This window comes from Actinophytocola sp. (assembly GCF_036378875.1).
Lineage (GTDB): Bacteria > Actinomycetota > Actinomycetes > Mycobacteriales > Pseudonocardiaceae > Actinophytocola.
On the sequence record NZ_DASUVO010000101.1, the window covers coordinates 1 to 24,504 of the forward strand.

Genomic DNA, 24,504 nt, shown 5'->3' on the forward strand with positions numbered 1-24,504 from the left:
ATGTCCTCTTCAAGATTGATCTTCCCGTGCCGACCCAACGAATCACCCGGCACCTTGTCGTTGATCGGAAGAAAGTCCTCCCACAACCTCAACGCCGGCCGCGCGGCGTCGAAAATCTCATCCGACTTCTGCACACCAACAGACGAACCCTCAGCAGGCGCCTGCATACCCTCGATATCACCGCGACCGGACTCGACAGCCTCGTTGTTGAGCCGCGCGTTGTAGCCCGCCTCGTCGGACTCCTCCTGCGCCTCCCGGGCAATGGCGTCCGTGCCGCGACGCGCGAGACGTCCGTCCCCGAAGAAGATGTCATCGCTGTCGATGCTGTAGTTGTCGGCGTAGCTGTCGAACTCCGCAGGACGGTCGTCCTCGTCGTTCTCCATCGCGTACGCGACGAGCAACTCTTCCTTGGTGTCCGCGTCCACGTACGGATCGTCGAGAAGACGCTTGACTTCCGCCCACGACCTGCTCATCGTTCACCCCAAGCCTTCTGCGATCCCGTCAAGCGAAGCACGACACAGCCGGCCGTGCCGTCCCGGTCCACCGACGTGGCGACCGCGAGCCGTCCCCGCGCACGCTCGTCCACCTCGGCGTGGGCCAGCAGTGCCGCGAGCGCGAAGACACCGCTCGCCGCGCCCGTGTCGCCCATGAGCCGACCCGGGCGGACGACTGTGCCGATCCGCTGCCCCAACACCTCACCCGCCGCTTCCTCTTCCACTTCGGACAGTTCCGGCGTCGCGGTGGAGAGCGCGAGCCCCCACACCTCGTCCGCCGCGACACCAACCTGCCGCAGACTCTCGGTCAGCGCACGGCCTGGCGCGCCGTCGGAGAACCGGGTGTCCGACGCTACGACCTCCGCGAGCGCCGCCCGGTTCCCCACCTCGGCGGTTTGCAAAAACAACAGCACGCAGCCCTCGCCCAGTGTCTGACCGCGTTCCAGCAGCTCACGGGCACCGCTGTGCTCCTCGACCGCGCCAGCGAACACGCCGCTCGCCCGTCCCGTGCGCAACAGCCGGGTCGCGTACCGCAGCACGGCGGGGCCGGAGTTCCTGCCGGCGGCGATCGTGCTGTTCGGGCCGGTCAGGCCGTGCCACATGGCGGCCTGGGCGGCGGCGGAGTTCATGAGCGCGAACGGCATCTGCGCCGGGTTGACGAAGTACGGCCGGCGGCGGGTCAGCGAGTCGCGGGTGAACTCGAACTGGGTGCGGGCCGAGCCGCTCGTGGTGCCGAGCACGACGCCGGTCGTCGGGTTCGGCGCGCCCAACTCCCGCACGGTGGCGACGGCGAGCGCGCTCGTCCGGTCCATCGAGCCGGTGCCCTTGCGCCCCAGCTGCGCCACGATGTCGAAGTCCGGGACCACGTACGCATCCGCCGCGGCCCAGTCATCCTTTGTGGACACCGGGTCGACCGGCACCCCGCGCCGTACACCGTCGGCGAACGCGGTCCTGCCGTGGCCGAACGGGGAGAGCGCCGACCACGCGGAGATCACGACGCCGGTCATCCGTACCGTCCGAAGAGGACGACCGAGTTGTTGCCACCGAACGCGAGCGCGTTGTTCTGCACGACCGACAGCTCCGCCGGAACGGACTCGTTGGGCACGCAGTCGATCGCGCACGCCGGGTCGGTCTCGACGTGGTTGATGGTCGGGGGAACGAACCCCTCGGTGATGGCGAGCGCGCACGCGATGGCCGACAGCGCACTGGCCGCGCCCATCGTGTGGCCCAGCATGGACTTCACCGACACCGTCCGCGGCGGGCGATCGCCGAACACGTCGTGGATGGCGCCGCACTCGGTGGTGTCGTTGGCTTTCGTGCCGGTGCCGTGCGCGGAGATCAGGTCCACCCGGTCGGGCGTCACCCCGGCATCGTCGAGCGCGAGCCGCATGCACGCGGCGACGCTGTCCCGGTCCGGCGCCACGGGGTGCCCGGCGTCGCAGTTGAGCCCGTAGCCCAGCACCTCGGCGTAGATCCGCGCACCTCGGGCCAACGCATGGTCCAGTGGTTCCAGCACGAGCACGCCCGCGCCCTCGCCGGTGAGGATGCCGGCCCGGTTGACATCGAACGGCCGGCAGCGCTCCGGATCGACCGCGCCGAGGCGGTAGAACCCGGTGAACGTCATGCGGCACATGGCGTCCGCGCCCCCGCAAAGCGCCACGTCGACGTCGCCGGACGCGATGGCGTCGAACCCGTTGCCGATCGCGTAGTTGCCGGCGGCGCAGGCGGTCGCGACCGTCGATATGTCCACATCGGACAGACCAAGCTCGCGGGCGACGGCCACGCCGAGCGACCCGGCCGGCACCCGGCGCGGCAGCTCGGCCGGGATGTCGGAGTCCCGCACGACATGCTCGGCGATCCGCTCACCGGCGTCCCCGCCGCCGTCGGTGGTACCGAGACAGACCATGGCACGACCGGGATCCGCGTCGAGTCCCGCGTCGTCCGCCGCCATCCGTGCCGCGGCGACCGAGAACTGCGCGGCCCGACCCAGGTTCTCCACCGGCTGCGCGGTGACCCACCGCTCCGGTTCGAAACCGACGACCTCACACCCCACCCGGTGCGCGAACCCCTCGGTGTCGAACACGCTGATCGGGCGTGCGCCGTCGCGGCCGGTCCGCAGTCCGGCCGTGTAGTCGGCGACGCCCGTGCCGATGCTCGACACCACACCGAGTCCGGTGACGGCGACGCGCTGGCGGGTCGTGATGCTCATTCCCCTCAGTCCCGGCGGTCGAGCGCCTCACCGAGCACGGCATAGACACCGTCGAGGTCGACCAGGCGCGCGAACTCGGCCGGGTCGACCTCGACGTCGAACTCGATCTCCAGGTTGGCGAGCAGCTCGATCAGCTTCATCGAGTCCGCGCCGAGGTCGTCGAGGAAACTGTCACGCGGGCCCACCTGGTCCTCGTCCACCTCGAGCACCCGGCACACCAGGGCCTTGATCTCGTCGGCCCGCTCCGCGACCTGGGCGTTCACCGGTTCTGCATCCAGGTGGACTGGTTGGAGAAGTCGTCATCGTCGTCGATCTCCGTCCGAGGGGCCGGCCGGCGCTTGGCCCGTGGCGGGGCGGGCGGCTCCGGCGCGGGTGGCGCCTCGGGAGCGGGCGGGGGCATCGGCGCCGAGGACCGGGCCAGCGGGGACTCGTCCTCGTCGAGCGAGCCGATGCCGCCGGGGGCGGTGCCGGCGGCCGCGGGCCGCGGTGCCGCCCGGAAGTTGTACGGGTCCTTCGAGGGATCCTCGTCCGCGAGGCCGAAGCCCATCACGAAGTCCTTGTCCTGCTCGGTCTTCTGGGTGGCCCAGCCGCCGGCCTGCTTGCGGCGCCGACCCAACTCGCCCAGGTGCTTCGCGACCTGCTCCATCACCGGGCCCTGTTTCTTGAACGCATCGAGCGCCTGCTCGCGCTTCTGCCGGAAGTTGCGGTCCCGCAGCGAACGCCGCTCCGCCATCTCCCGCTGCACCTGCGCCATCTTGGCCCGCGCCGCCGCGGCCCGGTCAAAAGCGCCCATCAGTTTCCCCTCATGATCTAGTTCCCTCTGCCGCCGAACGCGCCGGGCAACCGCTGGTCCGGCTCGTCGAACAGGTCACCGGTGGTGCGCCACTGGGTCGCGGCGCGCTCCGTGTCGTTGGAACCACCACCACCCTGTCCACCACCCATCATCGGCGGCATTCCAGCCATCCCGGGTTGTGACTGCTGGGCGGTGCCAGAGTGGTCGCCGCCGGGAGGGTTGTCCGGCGCGCCGGCCAGACTCGCCTCACCATTGGGACGGTCCACGTACGGCGACGGTTCGTGGTGGTCCGGCACGCCGAACGAGCCAGCCTGACCGCCCGGTGCGTGGGACCCGCCGTAACCCCCGTCCGGAGCGGCGGCGGCCGCCGAGGTGGCGAACGAGTGCTGCTGCTGGTGCGGCGGCTCCCCGAACGCCGGCTGGGTGCTGACACCCTGCGGCCCTTCCCCGGGATGGCCCATTCCTGGCGACATCTGCCCAAAGGCCGGCTGCGTGCTCACACCCTGGTGCCCTGGCATGTCCGGGCCGGGATGGGCGATGCCCTGGGGCATCTCGCCGTACGCGGGCATCGTGCCGAACCCCTGCGGCGCGCCCGCCGGCATCGGCTGCCCTTGCGGCATGTCCGTCCCTGGGGGCGGCATCTCGCCGTAGGCCGGCATCGTGGTGACGCCCTGCGGCATCTCCGCCGGCATCGGCACGCTGCCAGGTATGACCTCGGCCGGCATCGGCCGCCCGATCCCCTGCGGGACCTCCGCGGGCAGCGGCGTCACCGCGCCCTGCGGTCCGCCCTGCGCGCCGGTCCCCGCCTCCGAGTAGTCCAGGTTGTAGGTGGTCGGGTTGCCCGTGCCGTCGTCGACGGTGACCACGACCGTGTCGGGCTGGCCCTCCGGCCGTTCCGCGGTGATGGTCAGGTCCCCGTCGGTGATCACGCACTTGCCGTCCGGGCCCGGCTCGATCGGCGTGTCCGGGGCCGGTGCCCCGTCCGTGCCCGGCGCTCCGGCGGACGCACCCGGCGTGCCTGGCTGGCCGGGTTGCCCTGGCGTGCCGGGCAGCGCGCCGGTCGCCGCGTCCGGGCCGCCGAAGTCGAGGGAGTACGTCTTCGGCTGGCCGGAGCCGTCGTCGACGGTCACCTTGACCATGCCCTGACCGTCCGGGCTGGTCACCGAGATCTCGTTCTCGCCGTCCTTGATGGTGACGGTCTCCTGCTGTTCCCCGGTCGGCGAGGTCGAGGGCGGCGGGCTGTTCGGGTCCGGCTGGGTCGGGTCGCCGGGCTTGTCGCCGCTCGGGTCGGTCGTCGGAGGCGTCGGGACCTCGGGCATGCCACCGCCACCGCCACCGCCGCTGCCCCCACCGGAGCCGGAGCCGCCACCACTCCCGGAACCACCGCCCGAACCGTTGCCGCCGCCGTTGCCGCCACCACCGTTGCTGCCGTCACCGTTGCCGTTGCCGCTTGGCGGGGGCTGGTAGGGCTGCACTTCGCCGAACTTGTTCTCGTACTCCTTGAGGAAACCGTTCAGCGTCTCGTACTGGAGGTTCACCGCTTCGAGCGTGTCGTCGCAGAGCGACTTGAAGTTGGTGTAGAGGTTGTCGTGCAGGTCGGCGTTGAAGGAGTCACGGATCCACCTCTTGCACTCGCGGATCACGTACTCCTTGTTCTCCCCCTCCATACCGCACGCGTCGTTGCGGATCGTCGACTCCAGGTTGCTACCTGTCTCGGCGTCCACCCACGCCGCGACCTCGAGCACCTCTTCCTGCTCGGAGAACTCACCGCGCGCGAGCTTCACGACCTGCTCGGCGATATGCGGGGTCGCGCTGCCCATGGTGCCGTTCCCGGACTGGTACTGCTCGATGACCTCGTTCGCCTTGTTCTTGCAGGCGTTGAAGATCTCCTCGACCGCCGTGTCGATCATGTCCGGCGAGGTCTGCAGGTACTCCAGCAGATCCGTGATGTTCGGCACGAGCTTCTCCGAGTAGTGCTGGTACGACGCGTTCGCGGCCGGACCCGTCCACTCCCGGTAGAGGTTGTTCAGCTCGGTTTGCGTACTCCCGTTGAGCTGGCTCAACGTGGTGTGCGCGTCCCGCAGACGCTTGGCGTCGTCCAGGAAGTTCTTGAACGAGATACCCATCTGCTCGTCGAAACGCTTCCTGATGTCCTCTTCAAGATTGATCTTCCCGTGCCGACCCAACGAATCACCCGGCACCTTGTCGTTGATCGGAAGAAAGTCCTCCCACAACCTCAACGCCGGCCGAGCCGCGTCGAAAATCTCATCCGACTTCTGCACACCGACAGACGAACCCTCAACAGGCGCCTGCATACCCTCGATATCACCGCGACCGGACTCGACAGCCTCGTTGTTGAGGCGTGCGTTGTAGCCGGACTCGTCGGACTCGTCCTTCGCCTCCTGGTAGACGGCGTCGGTGCCACGGATCGAAAACCCGTCCCCGAACGCGTCATTGCCGTCGATGGTGTAGTTGTCGGCATAGGTGTCGAACTCGGCAGGGCGGTCGTCCTCGTCGTTCTCCGTCGCGTACGCGACGAGCAACTCTTCCTTGGTGTCCGCGGAGACGTACGGATCGTCCAGTATGGACTTGACCTCTTGCCAGGACTTACTCACAGCCCGGCCCCAGACTGGCTGACGGTGTTCTGCGCGCTGCTCTCCTGCTCGGCATACGTGCTGCCGGCCCCACCCAGCTGCCCGGCGAACGCCATGAGGTTGTCGCACATGGCGGTCGACGCCGTGCCGAGCGCCTCGATGGCGGCTGCGTAGTCGGGCTGCCATGCCTGGTGATCGGCGTGCTCACCGAACTCGGCGGCCTTCACCTTGGCCGGCTTGACCTCTTCGACGTCGCCTTTGGCGTCCTCGGCCTTGGTGTTGATGTTCCGGCCAGCAGACGACATCTGGTCCGTGTCTGTCTTGTACCCGTCCGGCGCCTGTACCCCACTTGGTCCCGCGCTCGGCCCCGAGGTCGTGCTCGGTGGAGGTGTAGTCATGGTCCGGTTCCCCCTCACGGTGTCGCTGACGCGGTTTGCGCTCGTTCGACGCACGCCCGCGACGGACGGTGCCGTCGCATCTGCACACAGAATGTACCTATCCGCAGGTGGCGAGGAGTCCAACCGGCGAATTTGCTTCCGCTACCGAAGCCAGGTCCGCCCGGACATGTCGTCGTCCACCTCGGGACGCGGCGGTCTCTTCCTGGCGGGCGCGGCCTGTTCGGCCGGCGCTGGACGGGGCGGGGCGGCCTGTCCTGGAGGGGCAGGCTGAGTCTGTCCGGCGGGACGAGCCGGCTGAGCCTGTCCGGCCGCCTTGCGTGCGTCGCGGTCGAGCTTGAACTCCTCCGCACCCAGCGACAACGTGCCGCGCTTGGGCCGTGGCTTCTGCTCCTCCTGCTTGGTGGCCGCCTTCTGCGCCTCGACCTCGGCACGGCGTTCCCGCACGGCCTTCAGGTCCGCCTCTTCCCTGGCGGCCGCCTCCCTGGATGCGGCGTCGATCTCCGCGGACCGCTGCGCGTGCGCCGCGAACGCCTTCCTGCTGGCCTCGACGGCGTCCTGGATACGCCGCTGCGTGGTGGCGGCGTCGATGTCGGCGAGGGCCATGGCTACTTGCTCGCCTCGTCGTCACCCAGCACACCGTGCATGCTGTAGACGGGTTCGGCGTTGTCGAAGAGGTCGCCGTGCACGCTCCACCCGGAACCGGCACGCCCGCCAGCTTCGGTGCCCCCGCCTGCCGGGCCGCCGATCGGCAGTCCAGCGCCGGCCATCCCGGCCATTTCCGGCTGGGCGGCGTCGGGTGCCGCGCCGAGGTGGGCCTCGCCGTCCGGCTGGTCAGGGACCAGCACCCCGGACACCGACCCGTCACCGTGCCACGCCTGCGGCGACGTGAGCCCGGCGGCAGGCGCCTGGGCATCCTGACCAGCAGGCCAACCTGCCGCAGGTCCTTGCCCCGGCACATCGGCTGCCGCCGGCGGTTGTTGGCTGACCGGCGAACCCGCGTCGACCGAGCCCTGGACCGGCTGATCAGCCACCGGCGCGCCGGACGGCGCCGCCGCTGTGGTGTCCTCAGGCGGGGTGTCCTGCGCCTCGAAGTCGAGCGTGTAGGTGGTGGGTTTGCCGCCGCTGCCGTCGTCGACCACCAGCTCGATCGAGTCCGGGGAGAACAACGACCGCTCGGCGGTGATGGTCAGCGGGCCGTCCTGGATGACGCACCGGCCGTCCGTGCGGGCCGCGATCTGCTCCGGCACCACCCCGTCCGGACCAGGCACCGCGTCCGTCGCCTGCCCCGTGGCAAGTCCACTGGCGGTGGCGAAGTCGAGCTCGTAGGTCTTCGTCACCCCGGCGGCGTCGGTGACCGTGACCATGACCCGGTCCCCGTCGGGGCTGCTGACCCCGATGGTGCGGTCGCCGTCCTTGATCTCCACGGTCTCCCGCTGCTCACCGGGCACCTCGGCCGCCGGCGGTTCCTGCGCGGCGGCGGTGTCCACCGGCGCTGGCTCGGGCGGCATCGGCTCGGCCACAGAGGCCGGCCCCATCCCGGTGTCCATGCCACCGCCGGGATAGCCACCGTCGACCGGACCGCCACCCCCGCCAGTGGGATAACCGCTGGTGTCACCACCCATGGGCGGACCACCGCCGGCCGGCTGCCCGCCGATCACCCGCAGCGAGGTGAAGACCTGTTCGTCGGCGAGGTTGTGAACATTGCCAACCGCCGCGCCGTACAGCTCGGAGACAGATCTGACCGTCGTTTGAACGGCACCGAAGTAGTTGTCGAGCTTGCCCTTGATCCGGTCGATCGCCGCCTGGCACTCGTCGACCATGTTGTTGTACATGATCATGACGCGGCCGGCGTTCTTGAAACACGGATCGTCCTTGCAGATGCCCCAGCGGCGCTCGGACACGAATCGATCCGTGATGATGTTCCGCTGTTCGTCGTTGTTCTTGGTGCAGTTGAAGGCGCCGTGGTCAGTGGGGCACGCCTCCGCGAGTTCGAACCCCGAGTAGGCCTCGTGATCCGTCATCTTGTGCCACTTCTCCGGCGCTGACACCTGGCCGAAGTTCAGGTGCTTGTCAGCGCTGTCGTCGGCGAAGGTCTGGTAGATCTCGCGGATCTGGGACATGGCGTTGACCAGTCCCTCGCCGGTGATGGTCGCCTGCTCGCCATAGGTGGCCAGCGTGACCTGCACCTTGTCGATGGCGGCCTTGAACGCGTCGTACGACTCGCCCTTCCAGCTCTCCGCGAGCTTGGTGACGTTCGCGCCGAGGACTTCGGCGAAGTTGGTCATCGCGGCACCGAGGCCGCGTATCTGGGCGCCGTCGAGCTCGATGCGACCCCAGTGCACATCGAGGAGCTTGGCCCGCTCGTCGGTCGCCTTGTGCTCCGGGCCCAGCTCCAGGTGCTTCAGATAGCCGTTGGCGAGGTGCTGGACCGCCTCGTTGAGCCGAGGGCCCAGAACCACCTCGTTGCCGTTGTCCCCGAGGGTGCCTTCGGTGTTCGACGCGTGCTTGAAGTCCTGCCAGAGGTTGGCGAGGGCGAACTCCATCAGATACCCCCGGACTCGCTCGCCGGGGCCTCGGTGTCGCCACTGGCCGCGATCTTGGTGAACTCGCCAACGGCCGCGGTCTCACCGGCGACGGTGAGTTCCGCGCCGGCGGTCAGCTGTGCGGCGACCTGGTCGAGCAGTGTGGACAGGTTCCCCAGGTCTGGCGCGAGCTTGCCCCAGTCGTCGACGTACTGGTCGCCCTCGGCCTTCCAGCTTCTGCCGAAGTGCTCCGCGGCCGCGTTCGGCGCGTCGAACTGGGCTTTGACCTGCTCCAGCTGGCTCTTCGCGTCAGCGAGGAACGTGGCGAATGCCTGGATGGCCGCCGGATCGACCTCCATACCGCCTGCCATCGCTGTTCCTCCGGTCTTCCTTCACTGCCACGACGAGTGCTCACAAGCACACGGATCGTACGCCCGCGGACACTGCTAGCAACATACCGAGCCGACCTCGTTCGCGTGCGTTTTTTCGGCGATTCACCGAAAGATAAACGCTGGTCAGACGGCCGCGCTGACCACACCGACCAGGCGGTCGGCGGCGGCTTCGGCGACCTGGAGCGAAGGGGCCTCGACCATGACACGGACCAGCTGTTCCGTGCCGGACGGGCGGAGCAGCACCCGGCCCGTCTCGCCGAGTTCCGCCTCCACCTCGGCCACCGCCTCGCTGACCGAGGACGACCTGGCCACGGCGGCCTTGTCGGCGACCTTCACGTTTTTCAGCACCTGCGGCAGGCGGGTCATCACCGCGGCCAGCTCGGCGAGGGGACGACCCGTGGCGGCGACCCGCGACATCAGCCTCAGTGCCGTCAGCAGGCCGTCGCCGGTGGTTGCGTGTGACGGCATGACCACGTGACCCGACTGCTCGCCGCCGAGCGACAGGTTGTTCTCGCGCAGTGCCTCCAGCACGTAGCGGTCACCGACGGCCGTGGTCCGCAGCGTCACCCCGGCGTCCCGCATGGCAAGGTGCAGGCCCAGGTTGCTCATGACCGTGGCGACCAGCGTGTTCTCCGCCAGCTCGCCGCTCTCCTTCATGGCGACCGCCAGCACGGCCATGATCTGGTCGCCGTCGACGACGTTGCCGGCCCCGTCGATCGCGAGGCAGCGGTCCGCGTCACCGTCGTGGGCGATGCCCAGGTGCGCCCCCTCGGCGAGCACCGCGTCGCGGAGGCCTTCGAGGTGGGTGGAGCCGCAGCCCTCGTTGATGTTCTCGCCGTCGGGCAGCGCGCTGATCGCGATCACCTCGGCGCCTGCCTCGCGGTACGCCTGGGGCGCGGCCGCCCACGCGGCGCCGTTGGCGCAGTCCACGACCACACGCAGACCGTCGAGCCGGTTCGGGACCGCCTTCAGCAGGTGCGCGATGTACCGGTCGAGCGAGTCAGCGATGTCGTACACGCGACCCACACCGGTGCCGGTGGGCCGGGCGTACTCGGCGCCCATGTGCGCCTCGATCTCGTCCTCGATGGCGTCCGCCAGCTTGTGCCCACCCGCCGCGAACAGCTTGATGCCGTTGTCGGGCATGGGGTTGTGCGAAGCGGAGATCATCACGCCGAGGTCGGCGCCTAGCTCACCGACCAGGTGCGCGACCGCGGGCGTCGGCAGCACGCCGAGCTGCATCACGTCCGCGCCGGCGGAGGTCAGCCCAGCCGCGACGGCCGCCTGCAGCATCTCCCCGCTCGCCCTCGGGTCCCGGCCGACGACCGCGACCGGCCGGTGGGAGCTGTCGTGCTCGGCCAGCACCCGCGCGGCCGCCGCCGCGACGGAAAGGGCCAGCTCGGGGGTGAGCTCGGAGTTCGCCTGGCCGCGAACACCGTCGGTACCGAAAAGGCGAGCCATCGTCGGCGAAACCTCCACAGTGGTCAGGACGCGAGGTGGTCAGAAAGCAGAAAACGCCGCGCCCGGTGCATCGCACGCACCGGCCGCGGCGTTCCACTACATCGAGAGGCGGACGCTCAGCGCTTGCTGTACTGAGGCGCCTTGCGGGCCTTCTTGAGGCCGTACTTCTTGCGCTCCTTGACCCGAGGGTCACGGGTGAGGAAGCCGGCCTTCTTCAGCGCCGGGCGGTCCTCGGAGTCGAGCTCGATGAGCGCACGCGCGATGGCGAGCCGCAGCGCGCCGGCCTGGCCGGTGATGCCACCGCCCTTGAGGTTGGCGCGGACGTCGAACGCTTCCGGCTTCTCGACGGTCACCAGGGGCTCACGGATGAGCTGCTGGTGCACCTTGTTCGGGAAGTAGTCCTCGAGGGACTTGCCGTTCAGCGTGAACTTGCCACTGCCCGGCGTGAGCCGGACGCGGACGACGGCCTCCTTGCGGCGACCGACGGTCTGGGCGGTCTCGCCGCTGATCCGCACGGGGCGGGGCTCGGGCGCTTCCTCCACGGCGGGAGCCTCGGTGGTCTCAGGGGTGCTCAATGATCCTCGCTTGTGCTCGACTTGATGGCTAGCAAGTTCATCTACCTGCTGACCTTGGCGATCTCGAACGGCTTCGGCTGCTGCGCGGCGTGCGGGTGGTCCGGGCCGGCGTAGACCTTCAGCTTCTTGCCCTGGGCACGGCCGAGCTTGTTCTTCGGCAGCATGCCCTTGACAACCTTCTCCAAGAGCCGCTCGGGACGGGTGTCCAGCAGTTCGCCGAACGACTGCTTGCGCAGACCGCCCGGGTAGCCGCTGTGCCGGTAGGCGAACGACTGCTCGCGCTTGTTACCCGTCAGCACGACCTTGTCCGCGTTGACGATGATGACGAAGTCACCGGTGTCCACGTGCGGAGCGAAGGTGGGCTTGTGCTTGCCCCGGAGCAGGGTGGCGACGTTGGAGGCGAGCCGTCCAAGGACAACGTCCTCAGCGTCGATGACATGCCAGGTGCGGGCCACCTCGCCTGGCTTCGGGCTGTACGTGCGCACGGATCTACCTCGTCGTCATTTGCTTCAGGGTTCATGTGCGCTCCAAGCGCGGACATATGCCCGCGCTGCGCAACAACATAGAAAGATACCTGGCCGTGGAGAGAGGGGTCAAAGCGACCCCCACCTGGGGGTGCGACAGGAGCACTATCGTGCACTTCGACGGTGATCTCCGAGGACCGGCATAGGGGTAGCTGAGATGAATATCACCCGATCGGCGCGGCTGGTCGGCACTGTCCTCTGCGTCGTCGCGGCGGCCGGCTGCGCCCAGCCGACGACCGGCGAGCCCGTCGCCGACGAGGCGGCCGCCGAGCAGGCGACGGCGGACGCGGTGGAACGCGGCCTCGAGGAGTTCCAGGACCACTTCGTCAACCTGGGCGACGAGCACGCGCGAGTCTACAACTACCTCAACTACGGCGACGTCAAGATCACGACGGAGCACGAGTCGTTCAAGGTGGGCGAGCCGCCGACCGTGCTGACCAAGCGGCGGTTCACCGGGGACGGCGACTGGTCGCAGACGCTGTGGCCGAACGCGTCGCCGGTCGACTACATCGAACTCGACTCCGACCACGCGTTCCTCGCGCCGACGCCGTGGGTGTCGGTGCCCTCGCTGTTCACGGGCGGCTTCGACAACTGCTTCGTGATCACCGCGTGGGTCGCCTGCCACCTGGACGCCGCGATCGGGCAGACGAAGCTCGACATGCCGGACAGGCAGCGCAACGACGCCCGTGCGACCGACGACGGCTTCGAGGTCATCACGGGAGCCACGCTGGGCACGATGGTCGACGAGGGGTTCATCTCGATCGCGGAGGAGGACCGCGAGTTCACCGACCGGATGCTGAACACCATGATCCCGGTCGTCATCCGGTTCGACCGCGAGATGAACTTCACCGGGCTCGAGATCCGCGACACGGTCACCGACGGCGACGCGACGCCGCTGGAGCTGCAGCTCGAGTACGAGGTCATCGGCGAGGCCACAAAGGACGACCTCCCCGACCAGCCCGCCGCCGCCGACGTGACGGCGATCACCGACCAGGCGGCGGCCGGCCAGTTCTTCGACAAGTTCAACGACCGGACGCCGGAGAACTGATCCCACCGCGGACAGACGAACGGGGCCCGGGATTTCTCCCGAGCCCCGTTCGCGTCGTTCGAGCGCCGGACTCAGCCGTCCCAGCGCTGGGTGTTGCGGGTCTCAGCCTCGCGGTAGCCGTCGGTGCTGGTCTGCACCGCGGTCTGGATCTTCGCCAGCACCTGCTTGAGGTGGTCGGCCGAGCTGTACCACTGGGTCTTCGTGGTCTGGAAGCCCTCGTTCGCGGAACCTTCCCAGAGGCCCTCGAGCGTGGCGATCTGGCTGGCCAGCGTGTCGAGGTGGCCCGTGATGCTGGAAATGCGGGTGCCGATGTCCCCGGACAGCGCCTCCAGCGAGCCGAATGTGACCTTGATGTCGCCCATGAATTCTCCTAATTAAGCCTGTGTGTCGAAAAGACGGGGATGAACCTGGTGAACGAGGAGTCTCAGCCGTTGTCCAGCGTGGACATGATCGCGGAGATGTCCGAGGCCGCCGTCTCTTCCTGGGCGGAGTAGTCACGGGACGAACCGGCGACCTGCTCGGCGATGTTCTGCAGCGCGGTGTTCAGGTTCTGGAAGTCCGTGGCGTACTGGCCCATCAGGCTGGTGAACGCCTGCGCAGCGGCACCGGACCACGCGCCCTGGACCGCGTCGACGGCCTGCGCCAGCGAGCGACCCTCGTCCTGCAGCGCCTCGTTGGCCTGGACCATCTGGTCGGAAACCTTGGTAAGTTCCTCTGTCCCAGTCTTGAAGCTACCCGCCATAGGTAACGAACCCCCTTCATGGGTCTGTGTGGTCGTACTCGCTTTTCGCTCCGTACGCCTCCTGCGACGTAGACCCTGCCATGTGTGGTTCCACGTTGTCGCCACTTGATCTGAGGTCGTTGCGAGCGTGAACGCGCGCCGCGATCGCATATGTGAATACGGGGTGCCGAAGGGGCCGTCAGCGCCTGCGACCTGACCTCGCCGCCAACCTCGGATCCAGCTTGAGAAGGCGGCTTCTACCTGCGGTTTTGCCGGTCGTCGATGTCGAAGACGGACTGCAGGATCTCATCTGGACGGTAGGATTCGGCATCGTCGTCGAGGGGGATTCGCGGTTGCGAAAAGTCGCCTTCCGATTCACTCGAACGGGCTGCTTCGGGTTCCGGTGAATCGTTCCCGACGGGTCCGGACGGCCTGGCTTCCCGCGCTTCCTTGTCGACGTCGAAGAGCACCTGGTGCTCGGAAAAGTCGTCGTTCTCCGCGACGCGGGCAGGCCGTCCCTGGCCGGCGTCCTGGTTCGGCAGGCGGGCCATGAGCTGTTCGGCCGTCGGCGTGTCGGCGACCGGCAAACCGTTGTCGGCGCGGAACTTCACGGCCTCCGCCTGCGCCAGGGCGTCGGTCGGCGCCACCTGGCCGCGGCGAACTCCCCGCAACTTCCCGGACTTCGCCTGCGACGACAGCTCCTCGGTGCGCTTGCGGAAGTCGGCGGACTCCGCACGCGCGTCACGCGAAGCCCGCCGGGCCCTGGTCAACGCCCGCTCGACCTCTGCGGAGAACCGTGCCGCGGCTTGCCGAAAACTCATACTCACCAGCCTATTCGAGGCTATTCGGTAATGCGTAGCGTTCTCACAATCATCTCGCAGGCAGCGGCCACCTCGGCGTCCCGACTGCCGGAGTTGCCGTGCTGGCAACCGACGCTGACCTGCGTGCTGCGCTGGAAGACCACATACCAGTTGACCGTGGCGTCGCTGTTCGGCAGCGACTGCCGGTAGTGGATGACGTTGCGGCCGGCGTAGGTGGCGTCCTCGTCGAAGCCGCTGAACGTCTCCCCGGCTGCCGCGAACTCGTCCCGCAGCTTGTCGACCGCGCGTGCCCGGTCCTGGTCGCTGTCGAAGGAGAGCCGGATCTGCTGGACCAGGACGAGGTCGTCGCCCCCCGGCGCGTCGGCGGGCTTGACCTCGGTGCGGAGCTGGGTCGCGTCACCGCCCGTCTGGAGCCAGTCGGCGGGCAGGGTGAACTGGTACTCGTACTGGGCGATGAGCCGCCCAGCCGACGCGGTCGAAGTGGCGGTCTTCGTCGCGGCCCCGGAGCGCGGCTCGTTGCCGTTGGTGAGCACGAGCACCAACACGATCGCGACGGCGGCCGCCAACACGGCACCGCCGGTGAGCAGTAGGGCGGACCGCCGTTTCGAGTCGCTGACCGGCGGTGTTGGCGGCAACGCGGGCCGCGGCCGGGGTGGCGGCCGGTGGGGTGGCGGCGCCTGGCGGGGCGCGGGACGCAGGACACCCGTGCCCTCACCTCCGCCGGCCACGGCCCGCAACGCCCCACGCGCGACCACGGTCTCCGGCTGGTCGAGCGAGGTGGGCACCACGCCGCAACGCCTGTGGACGAGCTGGGAGACGAGCGGAATCCGACTGGACCCACCAACGAGAAAGATCCCGGCGACGTCGCCCGGCGCGAGCCCGGCCTCGCGAATGGTGGCGGCGGTCAGGTCGGCGGCGCGCTCGATGTGGGGCGTGATGAGCCGTTCGAGATCGCCACGTGTGACGTGCACGTCAGGAAAGGGCTGCGGCATGGGCACATCGGTGTAGGTGTGCCGGGAGAGAGTTTCCTTGGCACCGCGAACGTCCTGGTGGATGACCCGACGCCGACGCCGGTCGGGCAGCTCACGCCCCTCGACGAGCTCACGCCACGCCTGCTCGTCGGCCCCGGATACGACGGACCCGACATGCTCGAGCAGCAGCTGGTCGATGTCCGCCCCACCGAACGTGGGATCCCCCTTGGTCGCGAGGGCCTGGTGACCCCGCACCACGGAGACGTCGACCGTCCCACCCCCGAGATCGAGCACGGCCACGGCCCGATCCCGCAGCGCGTCGGGAAAACTGGCGGCGTAGAAGACAGCGGCGGCAACAGGTTCTGGCACGAGGACGATCCGAGCGGCGAGCCCGTTGCCGGCCTGGCGAAGCACCCGCGTTCGGATGCCGCCCCAGTCGGCGGGATGCGTGAGCACGAGCTGGTCGACGGACCCGCCACCAACGCGCTGCGCCTCGGCCACGGCACGGGAAAGCACGGCACGAATGACGTCCCGGACCTTGTGCACACTGGCGCCGAGCAACAACTCGGGCTCGTCGATCCGCCGCTTGGGATGCGGCTCGTACCTGGCCGGGTCGACAGCGGCCTGGCGATCGGCCTCCTGCCCGACGAAGAGGGTCCCGTCAGGCGCGGCGTACACCGCGGAGGACATGAGCGGCGCCCCGTCAACGGCGACGACCTGCGGCTCCCGCCCACGAACCGAGACGGAGATGCACGTACTGGACGTACCGAAGTCGACCGCCACCCGCAGTGTCAACTCACACCCTCCGGTACCCATCGGCGTGCTCAGCCTCCCGATGGTAGGACCCACCCGACCGCACCGCGCCCACCGGAACGGCGGTGCTGCCGATCAGCGGCAACGGATCACACAATCGGCGGAACCACCTCGACGACACCGCACCGAACAAGGTGCACAACAGACCGCCCCGAACACGAACCCACAACTCGGGTGTGCCGAACGCGAAACTCGCGGGGGCCGAACGCGAGACTCGCGCACCACCAGGCCAAACCTCGGGTGCCGAAATGTCGAACTCAGGGGTCTGGAGTGTTGGACACGCGGGTCTGGAGTGTTGGACACGCGAGTGCCCCGCGTTGAACCAGCCGGGTTCCTCGGGGGGCGGGCAGGCGAGGGTTACACCGGAGCCGTCTCAGTGGCCGTTGCCAGGCCAATCCGCTTGCCAGGCCTGACCACTGTGAAGCTCAAACCGTCCTTGCCAAACGGCTCCGTTGCCAACTCCCAGCCCCACCCCGGCCCGGCCCGGCCAGCCCCACCCCGGCCCCCCCGGCCCGGCCCCACCGCGGCCCGGCCCGGCTCTACCCCGGCAGCCCGGCCCAAGCCACAGAACTCACGCCTCCGGTTGGATCCACGCCACCTGCATCAGCTGCTGACCCGCCTTACGGCTGATCATGATGCCTCGACCAGGGGGCATCTGGGACGGGCGGACGTTGCCGATCAGTTGGCCTTCGTCCCTGCTGCCGCTGCCCTGGAGACCCGGCGTCGCGATCTCCTTCAGCTTGCCCATGACCGGGTCGAACATCGCGCGGGACGCGCCGCCGGTGCGGCGGGCGGCGATGATGTGCAGGCCGACGTCCTTTGCCTGTGGGATGAACTCCGCCAAGGGCTGCAGTGGGTTGTTGCCCTGTGGGCACACCAGGTCGTAGTCGTCGCAGATGACGAACAGCTCCGGGCCGCTCCACCAGGAGCGGTTCTTCAGCTGTTCCTGGGTGACGTCCGGCCCGGGGAGCCGCTTCTGCAGTGACTTCTTGACCTCGCCGACGATGCCGCCCAGCTGGTTCGACGAGACCGCGTACGCGAGCAGGTGCTTGGTCTCGATGAAACCCAGCATGGTGCGGCGGTAGTCGATCAGCACGATGACCGCCTGCTTCGGCGTGTACCGGTCGACGATGCCGCGGACGATCGTGCGCAGCAGGTTCGTCTTGCCGGACTCGCCGTCCATCAGCGCCATGAAGTGCGGGTCGGCGTCGAAGTCCAGGTACACCGGCGCCAGTTCGTCCTCGTTGATGCCGACCGGGACGAGCTTCGTGCCGCGCTGGCCGTCCTGCGCGAGCAGCTCCTCGTACGGCATCAGCTCGGGCAGCAGTCGCACCTGCGGTGCGCGCCTGCCGCGCCAGGCGGCGTTGATCTTCGCGATGGAGTCCTGGACGCCCGCCGCGACGTCCTCGGTGTTGCTCGACCCGTCGATGCGGGGCAGACCGACGAGGAAGTGCAGCTTGTCGCGGGACAGACCGCGGCCGGGATGACCCTCCGGCACGTTCACGGCGACCCGACGGTCCACTTCGGACTCGCTTGGGTCACCGAGCCGCAGCTCGAAACGGGTACCGAGCAGGTCCTTCATGGCCGGCCGGATCTCCGCCCAGCGGTTGGCCGTGACGATCACGTGCACGCCGTAGGACAGACCCTGCGCGGCGACGTTCAGCACCTGCGACTCGATCGACTCGAACTCCTGGCGGAAGTTCAGCCAGCCGTCGACGACCAGGAACACGTCACCCCACGGGTCCTCCCGCAGCTCACCGCGACGCTTGCGGTTGCGGAAGTCGGTCATGGAGTCGATCTGGTTGTCCCGGAACAACTGCTCCCGAGCGGACACGAGACCCGAGACCTCGGCGACCATGCGGCGCACCTTGTCCGGGTCGAGCCGGCCGGCGACACCACCGATGTGCGGCAGCCCCTGTAGCGAGGCGAGCGTGCCACCACCGAGGTCGACACAGTAGAACTGCGCCTCCTCGGCCGTGTGCGTCAGCGCCATCGACATGATCAACGTACGGACGAGCATCGACTTGCCCGACTGCGGACCACCCGCGATGGCAGCGTGACCGGCCGCTCCGGAGAAGTCCGCCCACAGCAGGTCGCGGCGCTGCTCGAACGGCTTGTCGATCAGGCCGAGCGGCGGCTGGAGCCGGCCGTTACCGAAGAACCCGGCCGGCGACAGCCCGCGGTCCTCGGTCGGCTGCAGCGGCGGCAGCAGCGTGTCGAGCGAGTTGGGCATGTCCAGCGGCGGCAGCCACACCTCGTGCGCGGGTGCGCCCTGGCCGACGAGCCGCCCCACGATGACGTCGAGCTCGCTCGGCTCGGTAGGCGCGTTCTGCTCCGGCCGCGGCGCCTCCTTCACCGGCTCGATCGGCTTCTCCGGCTCCTTCGGGATCTCGATGAAGTCCGGCACGAACAGCTTCGCTCGCCGGTCGCCGCTGATCGGCGCGGCAGGGCCCGCGGTCTGGATGCCGGCGGGTCGGTACGGACCGGACACATAGGACGCCTTGAACCGGACCATTGTGGACGTGTCGTACTTCAGGTAGCCCGAGCCGGGGATCGACGGCAGCTCGAACGCGTCCGGCACGCCGATCGCGGCACGGGACTCGGCCGCGGAGAACGTCTTCAGACCGATCCGGTACGACAGGTGCGAGTCGAGACCACGCAGCTTGCCCTCCTCGAGTCGCTGCGAGGCGAGCAACATGTGCATCTGCAGCGACCGGCCGAGACGTCCGATGGCGACGAACAGGTCGATGAAGTCCGGCTTCGCGGACAGCAGCTCGGAGAACTCGTCGACCACGATGAACAGCGCGGGCAGCGGGTCGAGGTCGGCGCCGTTCTCGCGGGCCTTCTCGTACTCCCACACGTTCTTGAAGTTGCCGCCGTTCTTCAGCGCCTCCTGCCGACGGTTCATCTCGCCGGCGAGCGCGTCCTTCATGCGGTCGACCAGGGTCAGCTGGTCCTGCAGGTTGGTGATGGTCGCGGCGACGTGCGGCGCGGAGTCAAGACCGAGGAACGTGGCGCCACCCTTGAAGTCGACCAGGATGAAGTTGAGGTTGGTCGACGAGTGCGTGGCCAGCATGCCGAGCACGAGCGTGCGCAGGAACTCGGACTTACCGGAACCGGTCGCGCCGATGCACAGGCCGTGCGGGCCCATGCCCTCCATGGCCGCTTCCTTGATGTCCAGCTCGACGGGCTGGCCGAACTCGCCGACGCCGAACGGCACGCGGTAGCGGTCGCGGATCGGCCGGGGCCGCCACGCCTGCTGCACGTCGAACGTCATCGGGTCGCCGGGGATGCCCAGCAGCTCCAGCAGCGTCGGGTTGGACAGCAGCGGCTCCTCGCCACCGTCGTCGGCGGCCGCGGCGCCCAACCGGTACGGCGCCAGCTTGCGGGCCAGTGCCTCCGCCTCGGCCACCGTCATCGTGTCCGGCTTGGCGAACCACTCCACGCCCGAGGCGCTGCGGGCGCCCAGCCGGTCCTCCTCCACCACGAGCCGCAGGCCGCGGCGGGCGGTGAGGTTGCCGAGGCTGTCGGACAGGTCGACCAGCGTGACGCCGACGAGCCCCTCCTCCAGGATGATCTGCTCCTCGCGGGTGACCTCGCCGTCGTCGATGACGATCACGACCTGCGGCTGGTCGGGCTGCGGCGGCGCGTTACGGGTGAACCGCTGCCGGTCGCGCAGTTCCTCGTCGAGCCAGTCCTCGATCTGTGCGAGCGAGCCGGCCATCATCCGCATCTGCCCGATGCCGTCGACCATCGACGGGTGCTGGGTGTGCGGCAGCCACTTCGCCCACTCCCACTCGGCCTTGGCCCGGCCACTCGTGACGACGGCGATCAGCACGTCGTCGGGCGTGTGGAACGTCACGAGCTGGGCCAACAGCGCACGGGTGAGACCGCGGGTCAACTCCTTGTCACCAGACAGCCCCACCGCCGCGAACCCACGGATCGCGATCTGGATGGGCAGTTCCGGCACGATCGAGTGCGCGCGGACGAACCGGCGCAGGGCCAGGGTGGCGATGGGCTCCAGCTCGTCGACCGGGCCGGTCTGCGGCGGCACGAGCCGGGTGGCGAGCCGCTGCGAGCCACGGCCGGCACGCAGGTGGCAGAAGTCGGGGTCGGACTGGCGGCGCTCCCACATGCGCCGGCTCGTGGCCATGGACCACAGTGCCTGCGGGTCGGGGTGCACCCACTCGAGCGCCGCCCGCTGGTCGAGCGAGGCCTCCCTGGCGCGGTCACGCATCTGGCCGAGGTACCGCAGGTAGTCCTTGCGGTCCTCGTTCATCTCGGCCTTCTTCTGGCCGCCCCCGCGGTTCTGGCCGAACATGCCGACCATCGAGAACATCATCATCATCGGGAACAGCAGGGTCACCGGGTTGCGGCCGAGCGCGCCACCGGCGGTGAACATCAGCGCCATCATGCCGAGCATCGCGACGACCATCACGGCCGGCATGAGCTTCATCAGGATGTTGCCGGGGATGACGCGTGGTACCTCGGGTGGCGGCTCGAGATGTACCTCGCCGCCAGGCTGCCGCGGCGCGGCCAACCGAGGTGAACGCTTGAACTGAAGCGTACTCACCGTGTGCTTCCCCTCACATCTTCGCAACCCCGATTAACGGAACCCGCGCACACGCGAGCACCGGCAAGGCCATACTAGGGGCCGCCACCGACAACCAGGGGTGGTTATGGAGGAACGACGGGTGAGGGGGCTCGAGGGTGGCAACCGGTACCACTGTGTTCAGCCGGGTGACGGTAGTGGCGCCCAGAACACGGATCGACGTCGCGCTCCCGGCCGGGGTCGCCGTGGCCGACCTGCTGCCGATGCTGCTCGAGATGGCCAAGGAGGTCACCCCGGACGGCGGCGCGCGGCACGGCGGCTGGTGCCTGGCCAAGCTGGGTGACTCCCCGCTCGACCCGAGCCGGACCCTGGCGTCGCTCGGTGTCGTCGACGGCGAACTGCTGCAGCTGCGCAAGCGTGCCGAGAACCCGCCGCCCCCGCTGTACGACGACGTGGTCGACGCGATCGCCGAGTCGACCCCGGACAGCTACCGGCCCTGGACGAAGAAGACGGCGAACCGGATCGGCTACATCGCGGGCGCGCTCGCGCTGGTCGTCGCGGCCGTGACCGTGCTCATGGCCGGCCCGTTGTTCGGCGGCGACGCGATCGCGGCCGCGATCACCGCGGGCGCGATGTCGATCGTGAGCGTTGCGGTCGGCGCCACCATCGCCCGCGGCTACCAGGCCGAGACGGCCGGCGTGCTGATCGCCGCGGCCGGCGGGCTGCCGATGGCGTTCGTGTCCGGCCTCTACATCGTGCCTGGTGCGACCGGGCGGGCCAGCCTGCTGCTCGCGTGCGCGCTGGTCCTGATCGTGGCGTCCGCGTCGATCATGCTGATCGGCGCCGGGGTGACCACGTTCGTCGCGGCCGGGTCCGCGGCGCTCATCGGCGTCATCGCGTTCGCCATCGGCACGCTCATCGCGCACCCCGCGCCCGGCATCGCGGCCGGCACCGCCGCCGTGTCGCTGGCGGCGCTGTCCGTCCTGCCCAGGGTGACGATCCAGCTGGCCAGGCTGCCGCTGCCGAACGTGCCCGGCAGCGCGGAGGACCTCAAGGAGGACAGCGGCTTCCCGGACTACCGGTCCATCGAGCGCCGCGCGGGCCTCGCGCACGAGTACATGACCGGCATGATCATCGGGCTCGGCACCGCGGCCGCGATCTCGGCGATCATCACCGCCAGCAAGGCGGACATCTGGGCCATCCTCACCGCCATCAGCGCCACTCTGGTGCTGCTGCTGCGTGCCCGCACCTACGCCAACGGCAGCCAGGCCATCGCGCTGCTCGCCACCGGCATCTTCTCCGGCACCGGCATCCTGGTCGGCTGGCTGATCACGGCCGACTCGTTCACCCGGCTGCTGTGGGTGTTCGGCTCGCTCGTGCTGATCGGGGCTGGCGCGCTGGTGCTCGGTGTGATCTTCCCTGAGCAGCGGTTCTCGCCGCCGCTGCGCCGCACCGTGGAGATCTTCGAAGCGGTGTGCATCGCGGTCGTGCTGCCGCTCTCGCTCGCGGTCATGAACCTGTACGGCGCACTGCGGCACGCGAACATCCTGCCGGCCAACTAGGACACGTCACTCATGGCTGTTTCCCGATCCACCCGGGTCCTGTCCGTGCTCGCCGCCACCTCGCTGGCGTTCGCGCCGGCGATTCCCGCGGCGGCACAGCCGTCGTCCCCGCCGCCGTCGGCACCCGAGGAAGGGCTCGCGACCCCGCCGCCACTCCCGCCCAACTTCGGGCCCCCGGAGGACACCGGCCAGCCGGACCGGCCCTACCAGATCAAGACGGCGTGCGTGCAGTCCCGCGGCGGCGAGACCATCACGACGAAGCCGTGGGGCCAGGACATGCTGCGGTTCGACGAGATCGCGCGGTTCGGCCTGACCGGCGAGGGCCAGACGGTCGCGGTCATCGACACCGGTGTGACACCCCACGAGTTCTTCCAGAACCGGCTCGAGGGCGGCGGCGACTACGTCGTCGCCGCCGACAACGGGCTCAAGGACTGCGACGGGCACGGCACCGAGGTCGCCGGCATCATCGCGGCGGACCCGAGGAACAACGACATCGGCTTCCGCGGCATCGCGCCAGGCGCGAAGATCATGAGCATCCGCCAGTCCAGCGCGAACTACACGTTCAAGGAAGAGGGCTCGAACCAGCCGGAGGTCAACGCCGGCAACCTGAACACGCTCGCCCAGGCCATCGTGCGGGCCGCCGACCGCGGCGCCACCGTGATCAACATGTCGGTGGACTCCTGCCGGCCCGCCAGCGCCGGCGCGATCGCCGAGCCGGAGCGTCAGGTGCAGGCGGCGCTGCGGTACGCGGTCGAGGTGAAGAACGTCGTCGTGGTCGCGTCGGCCGGCAACCTGCCCGAGAACAAGTGCACCGAGCAGAACAGCCCGGACCCGAAGAACCCCTCGCTGATCGTGATCCCGCCGTGGTTCTCGGAGTACGTGCTGTCGGTCGCGGCCGTGCAGAAGGACGGCTCGGTGGCGGACTTCTCGATCAACGGCCCGTGGGTGAGCGTCGCGGCGCCGGGCACGGAGATCATCTCCCTCGACCCGGCCAACGGGACCGGCCTCGCCAACCAGTCGGTCGACGAGAAGGGCGCCGCGCAACCGATCCAGGGCACCTCGTTCGCGGCACCGTACGTTGCAGGGCTCGCCGCACTGGTGCGGCAGCAGTACCCGGACCTGAACGCCAAGCAGGTCATGAACCGCATCAAGGTCACGGCCGCGCACCCGGCCGCCAACGGCGGACACGACAACCTGGTCGGCAACGGCATGATCAACCCGGTCGCGGCGCTGACGGCGTTCATCCCGTCGGAGGAGGGCATCGCGCCGGACGAGGCGGTCAACGTGCCGTTCGAGGTGCCGCCGCCGTACGAACGCGACTGGACCCCGATGCAGGTGGCGATGATCGGCTCCGGCGGCGGCCTGGGCCTGCTCCTGCTCACGCTGTTCGTCGTGCGCACGGTCCGCCGCAACCGCCAGGCCCCGGAAGAAGAGACCAACTCACTCCTCCGCCGCTGACCCGACTAGCCACGGGCGCGGGACCGGGCCTGGTGTAGCCGGACCTTGGTGCGGTTTCCGCAGCGGGTCATCGAGCACCAGCGACGGTTGCGTGCTGGTGAGCGGTCCACGAAGCGCAGGCCGCAACGCTCGGAGCCGCAGATGCGGACTCGTCGTATCTCCGGGGAGAGCAGCAGTTCGATCGCGTCCTGAGCCACGAGGCCCAGGCCCGCGGTCGCGGTCTCGGCGACGTGCGCCCCGGTGGTCGACGCCAGGCGGCCGCCGCTGAGTACCAGGCGGAGCGTGGGGCGGGGCACTGCCGCCGACGCCTCGTTGATCACGGTGATGTCCTCGGGAGCCGGCAAGTCACCATCGGCCATGCGCAGGACCGCGCGGTCGATCGCCTCGCGCAACTCCACCGCGGAGCGCAGCGACGCCGTCGGCGCGTCACCGGCGGTGAGCAGGCCTGCGTCATTCAGCCAGCGCACCACGTCGTCCGGCTCGAGCAGCGTCTCCCGAGGCACCTGCCACCGGTCGCGCAGGGTGTTGGTGAAGTCCAGGCACACCCGCCCGCCACACCAGAGCCATCCGTCCATGTGCCCATTGTCCACTGATCCCTC

21 protein-coding genes and 1 pseudogene are annotated in these 24,504 nt (G+C 69.3%); 3 read left to right on the forward strand and 19 right to left on the reverse strand.

The features are described from left to right. The 13 genes and pseudogenes from VF106_RS29055 to rplM all read right to left on the reverse strand — a co-directional run. Positions 1-473: pseudogene (locus VF106_RS29055) on the reverse strand (WXG100 family type VII secretion target); the annotation flags it as partial. Then, a complete protein-coding gene (locus tag VF106_RS29060) occupies positions 470-1,501 on the reverse strand; it encodes a beta-ketoacyl synthase N-terminal-like domain-containing protein (protein ID WP_330843057.1) in 1,032 nt (343 codons plus the stop codon). The pseudogene VF106_RS29055 and the gene VF106_RS29060, both read right to left, overlap by 4 nt. Further along, the gene (locus VF106_RS29065) at positions 1,498-2,703 is read right to left on the reverse strand and encodes a beta-ketoacyl-[acyl-carrier-protein] synthase family protein (RefSeq protein ID WP_330843058.1); all 1,206 of its coding nucleotides are present in this window, start codon (positions 2,701-2,703) and stop codon (positions 1,498-1,500) included. The genes VF106_RS29060 and VF106_RS29065 overlap by 4 nt, the downstream gene beginning before the upstream one ends. Before the next feature lie 5 nt (positions 2,704-2,708). Then, positions 2,709-2,966 carry an acyl carrier protein gene (locus VF106_RS29070; RefSeq protein WP_330843059.1) on the reverse strand — a complete coding sequence of 86 codons (258 nt, stop codon included), beginning with the start codon at positions 2,964-2,966 and terminating at the stop codon, positions 2,709-2,711. Next, positions 2,963-3,496, reverse strand: a complete 534-nt coding sequence (locus tag VF106_RS29075; protein ID WP_330843060.1) for a hypothetical protein — start codon at positions 3,494-3,496, stop codon at positions 2,963-2,965. The genes VF106_RS29070 and VF106_RS29075 overlap by 4 nt, the downstream gene beginning before the upstream one ends. Positions 3,497-3,513: 17 nt before the next feature. Next, entirely contained in the window at positions 3,514-6,111 is a 2,598-nt protein-coding gene (locus VF106_RS29080) for a hypothetical protein (protein WP_330843061.1), read from the reverse strand. Continuing rightward, on the reverse strand, positions 6,108-6,488 hold the full coding sequence (locus tag VF106_RS29085) for a hypothetical protein (RefSeq protein WP_330843062.1): 381 nt from the start codon (positions 6,486-6,488) through the stop codon (positions 6,108-6,110). The genes VF106_RS29080 and VF106_RS29085 overlap by 4 nt, the downstream gene beginning before the upstream one ends. Positions 6,489-6,629: 141 nt before the next feature. Then, a complete protein-coding gene (locus VF106_RS29090; protein WP_330843063.1) occupies positions 6,630-7,091 on the reverse strand; it encodes a hypothetical protein in 462 nt (153 codons plus the stop codon). Positions 7,092-7,093: 2 nt separating this feature from the next. Then, entirely contained in the window at positions 7,094-9,031 is a 1,938-nt protein-coding gene (locus tag VF106_RS29095) for a hypothetical protein (protein ID WP_330843064.1), read from the reverse strand. Next, complete coding sequence (locus tag VF106_RS29100; RefSeq protein WP_330843065.1) at positions 9,031-9,381, reverse strand: hypothetical protein; 351 nt, start codon at positions 9,379-9,381, stop codon at positions 9,031-9,033. Before VF106_RS29100 ends, VF106_RS29095 begins: the two co-directional genes overlap by 1 nt. A 144-nt stretch (positions 9,382-9,525) precedes the next feature. Continuing rightward, on the reverse strand, positions 9,526-10,860 hold the full coding sequence (gene glmM / locus VF106_RS29105; protein WP_330843066.1) for a phosphoglucosamine mutase: 1,335 nt from the start codon (positions 10,858-10,860) through the stop codon (positions 9,526-9,528). Positions 10,861-10,976: 116 nt separating this feature from the next. Beyond that, positions 10,977-11,435 carry a 30S ribosomal protein S9 gene (gene rpsI / locus VF106_RS29110; protein WP_414639088.1) on the reverse strand — a complete coding sequence of 153 codons (459 nt, stop codon included), beginning with the start codon at positions 11,433-11,435 and terminating at the stop codon, positions 10,977-10,979. 41 nt (positions 11,436-11,476) lie between these two features. Further along, positions 11,477-11,920 (reverse strand): 50S ribosomal protein L13, encoded by a 444-nt coding sequence (rplM, locus tag VF106_RS29115; protein WP_330843067.1) that lies wholly within the window; start codon positions 11,918-11,920, stop codon positions 11,477-11,479. A gap of 196 nt (positions 11,921-12,116) precedes the next feature. Here rplM and VF106_RS29120 point away from each other — a divergent pair, with 196 nt between their 5' ends. Continuing rightward, a complete protein-coding gene (locus VF106_RS29120; protein WP_330843068.1) occupies positions 12,117-13,007 on the forward strand; it encodes a hypothetical protein in 891 nt (296 codons plus the stop codon). A 71-nt stretch (positions 13,008-13,078) separates the two neighbouring features. Here VF106_RS29120 and VF106_RS29125 read toward each other — a convergent pair whose 3' ends face one another. The 5 genes from VF106_RS29125 to eccCa all read right to left on the reverse strand — a co-directional run bounded on the left by VF106_RS29125 (position 13,079) and on the right by eccCa (position 20,906). Then, on the reverse strand, positions 13,079-13,369 hold the full coding sequence (locus VF106_RS29125) for a WXG100 family type VII secretion target (protein WP_330843069.1): 291 nt from the start codon (positions 13,367-13,369) through the stop codon (positions 13,079-13,081). Positions 13,370-13,431: 62 nt separating this feature from the next. Next, on the reverse strand, positions 13,432-13,899 hold the full coding sequence (locus tag VF106_RS29130) for a WXG100 family type VII secretion target (RefSeq protein ID WP_330843070.1): 468 nt from the start codon (positions 13,897-13,899) through the stop codon (positions 13,432-13,434). Between the two features lie 86 nt (positions 13,900-13,985). Beyond that, on the reverse strand, positions 13,986-14,498 hold the full coding sequence (locus tag VF106_RS29135; RefSeq protein WP_330843071.1) for a hypothetical protein: 513 nt from the start codon (positions 14,496-14,498) through the stop codon (positions 13,986-13,988). Between the two features lie 71 nt (positions 14,499-14,569). Next, positions 14,570-16,315 (reverse strand): type VII secretion-associated protein, encoded by a 1,746-nt coding sequence (locus tag VF106_RS29140; RefSeq protein ID WP_330843072.1) that lies wholly within the window; start codon positions 16,313-16,315, stop codon positions 14,570-14,572. Between the two features lie 589 nt (positions 16,316-16,904). Continuing rightward, entirely contained in the window at positions 16,905-20,906 is a 4,002-nt protein-coding gene (eccCa, locus tag VF106_RS29145) for a type VII secretion protein EccCa (RefSeq protein WP_330843073.1), read from the reverse strand. Positions 20,907-21,043: 137 nt separating this feature from the next. Here eccCa and eccD point away from each other — a divergent pair, with 137 nt between their 5' ends. Together eccD and mycP are read left to right on the forward strand one after the other, a co-directional pair. Continuing rightward, the gene (gene eccD, locus VF106_RS29150) at positions 21,044-22,447 is read left to right on the forward strand and encodes a type VII secretion integral membrane protein EccD (protein ID WP_330843074.1); all 1,404 of its coding nucleotides are present in this window, start codon (positions 21,044-21,046) and stop codon (positions 22,445-22,447) included. Positions 22,448-22,459: 12 nt separating this feature from the next. Further along, positions 22,460-23,905: a type VII secretion-associated serine protease mycosin gene (mycP, locus tag VF106_RS29155; RefSeq protein ID WP_330843075.1), complete on the forward strand. Its 1,446-nt coding sequence runs from the start codon at positions 22,460-22,462 to the stop codon at positions 23,903-23,905. Between the two features lie 5 nt (positions 23,906-23,910). Here the strand turns inward: mycP and VF106_RS29160 are convergent, their stop codons facing one another. Beyond that, the gene (locus VF106_RS29160) at positions 23,911-24,480 is read right to left on the reverse strand and encodes a CGNR zinc finger domain-containing protein (RefSeq protein WP_330843076.1); all 570 of its coding nucleotides are present in this window, start codon (positions 24,478-24,480) and stop codon (positions 23,911-23,913) included. Between the last annotated feature and the right edge of the window lie 24 nt (positions 24,481-24,504).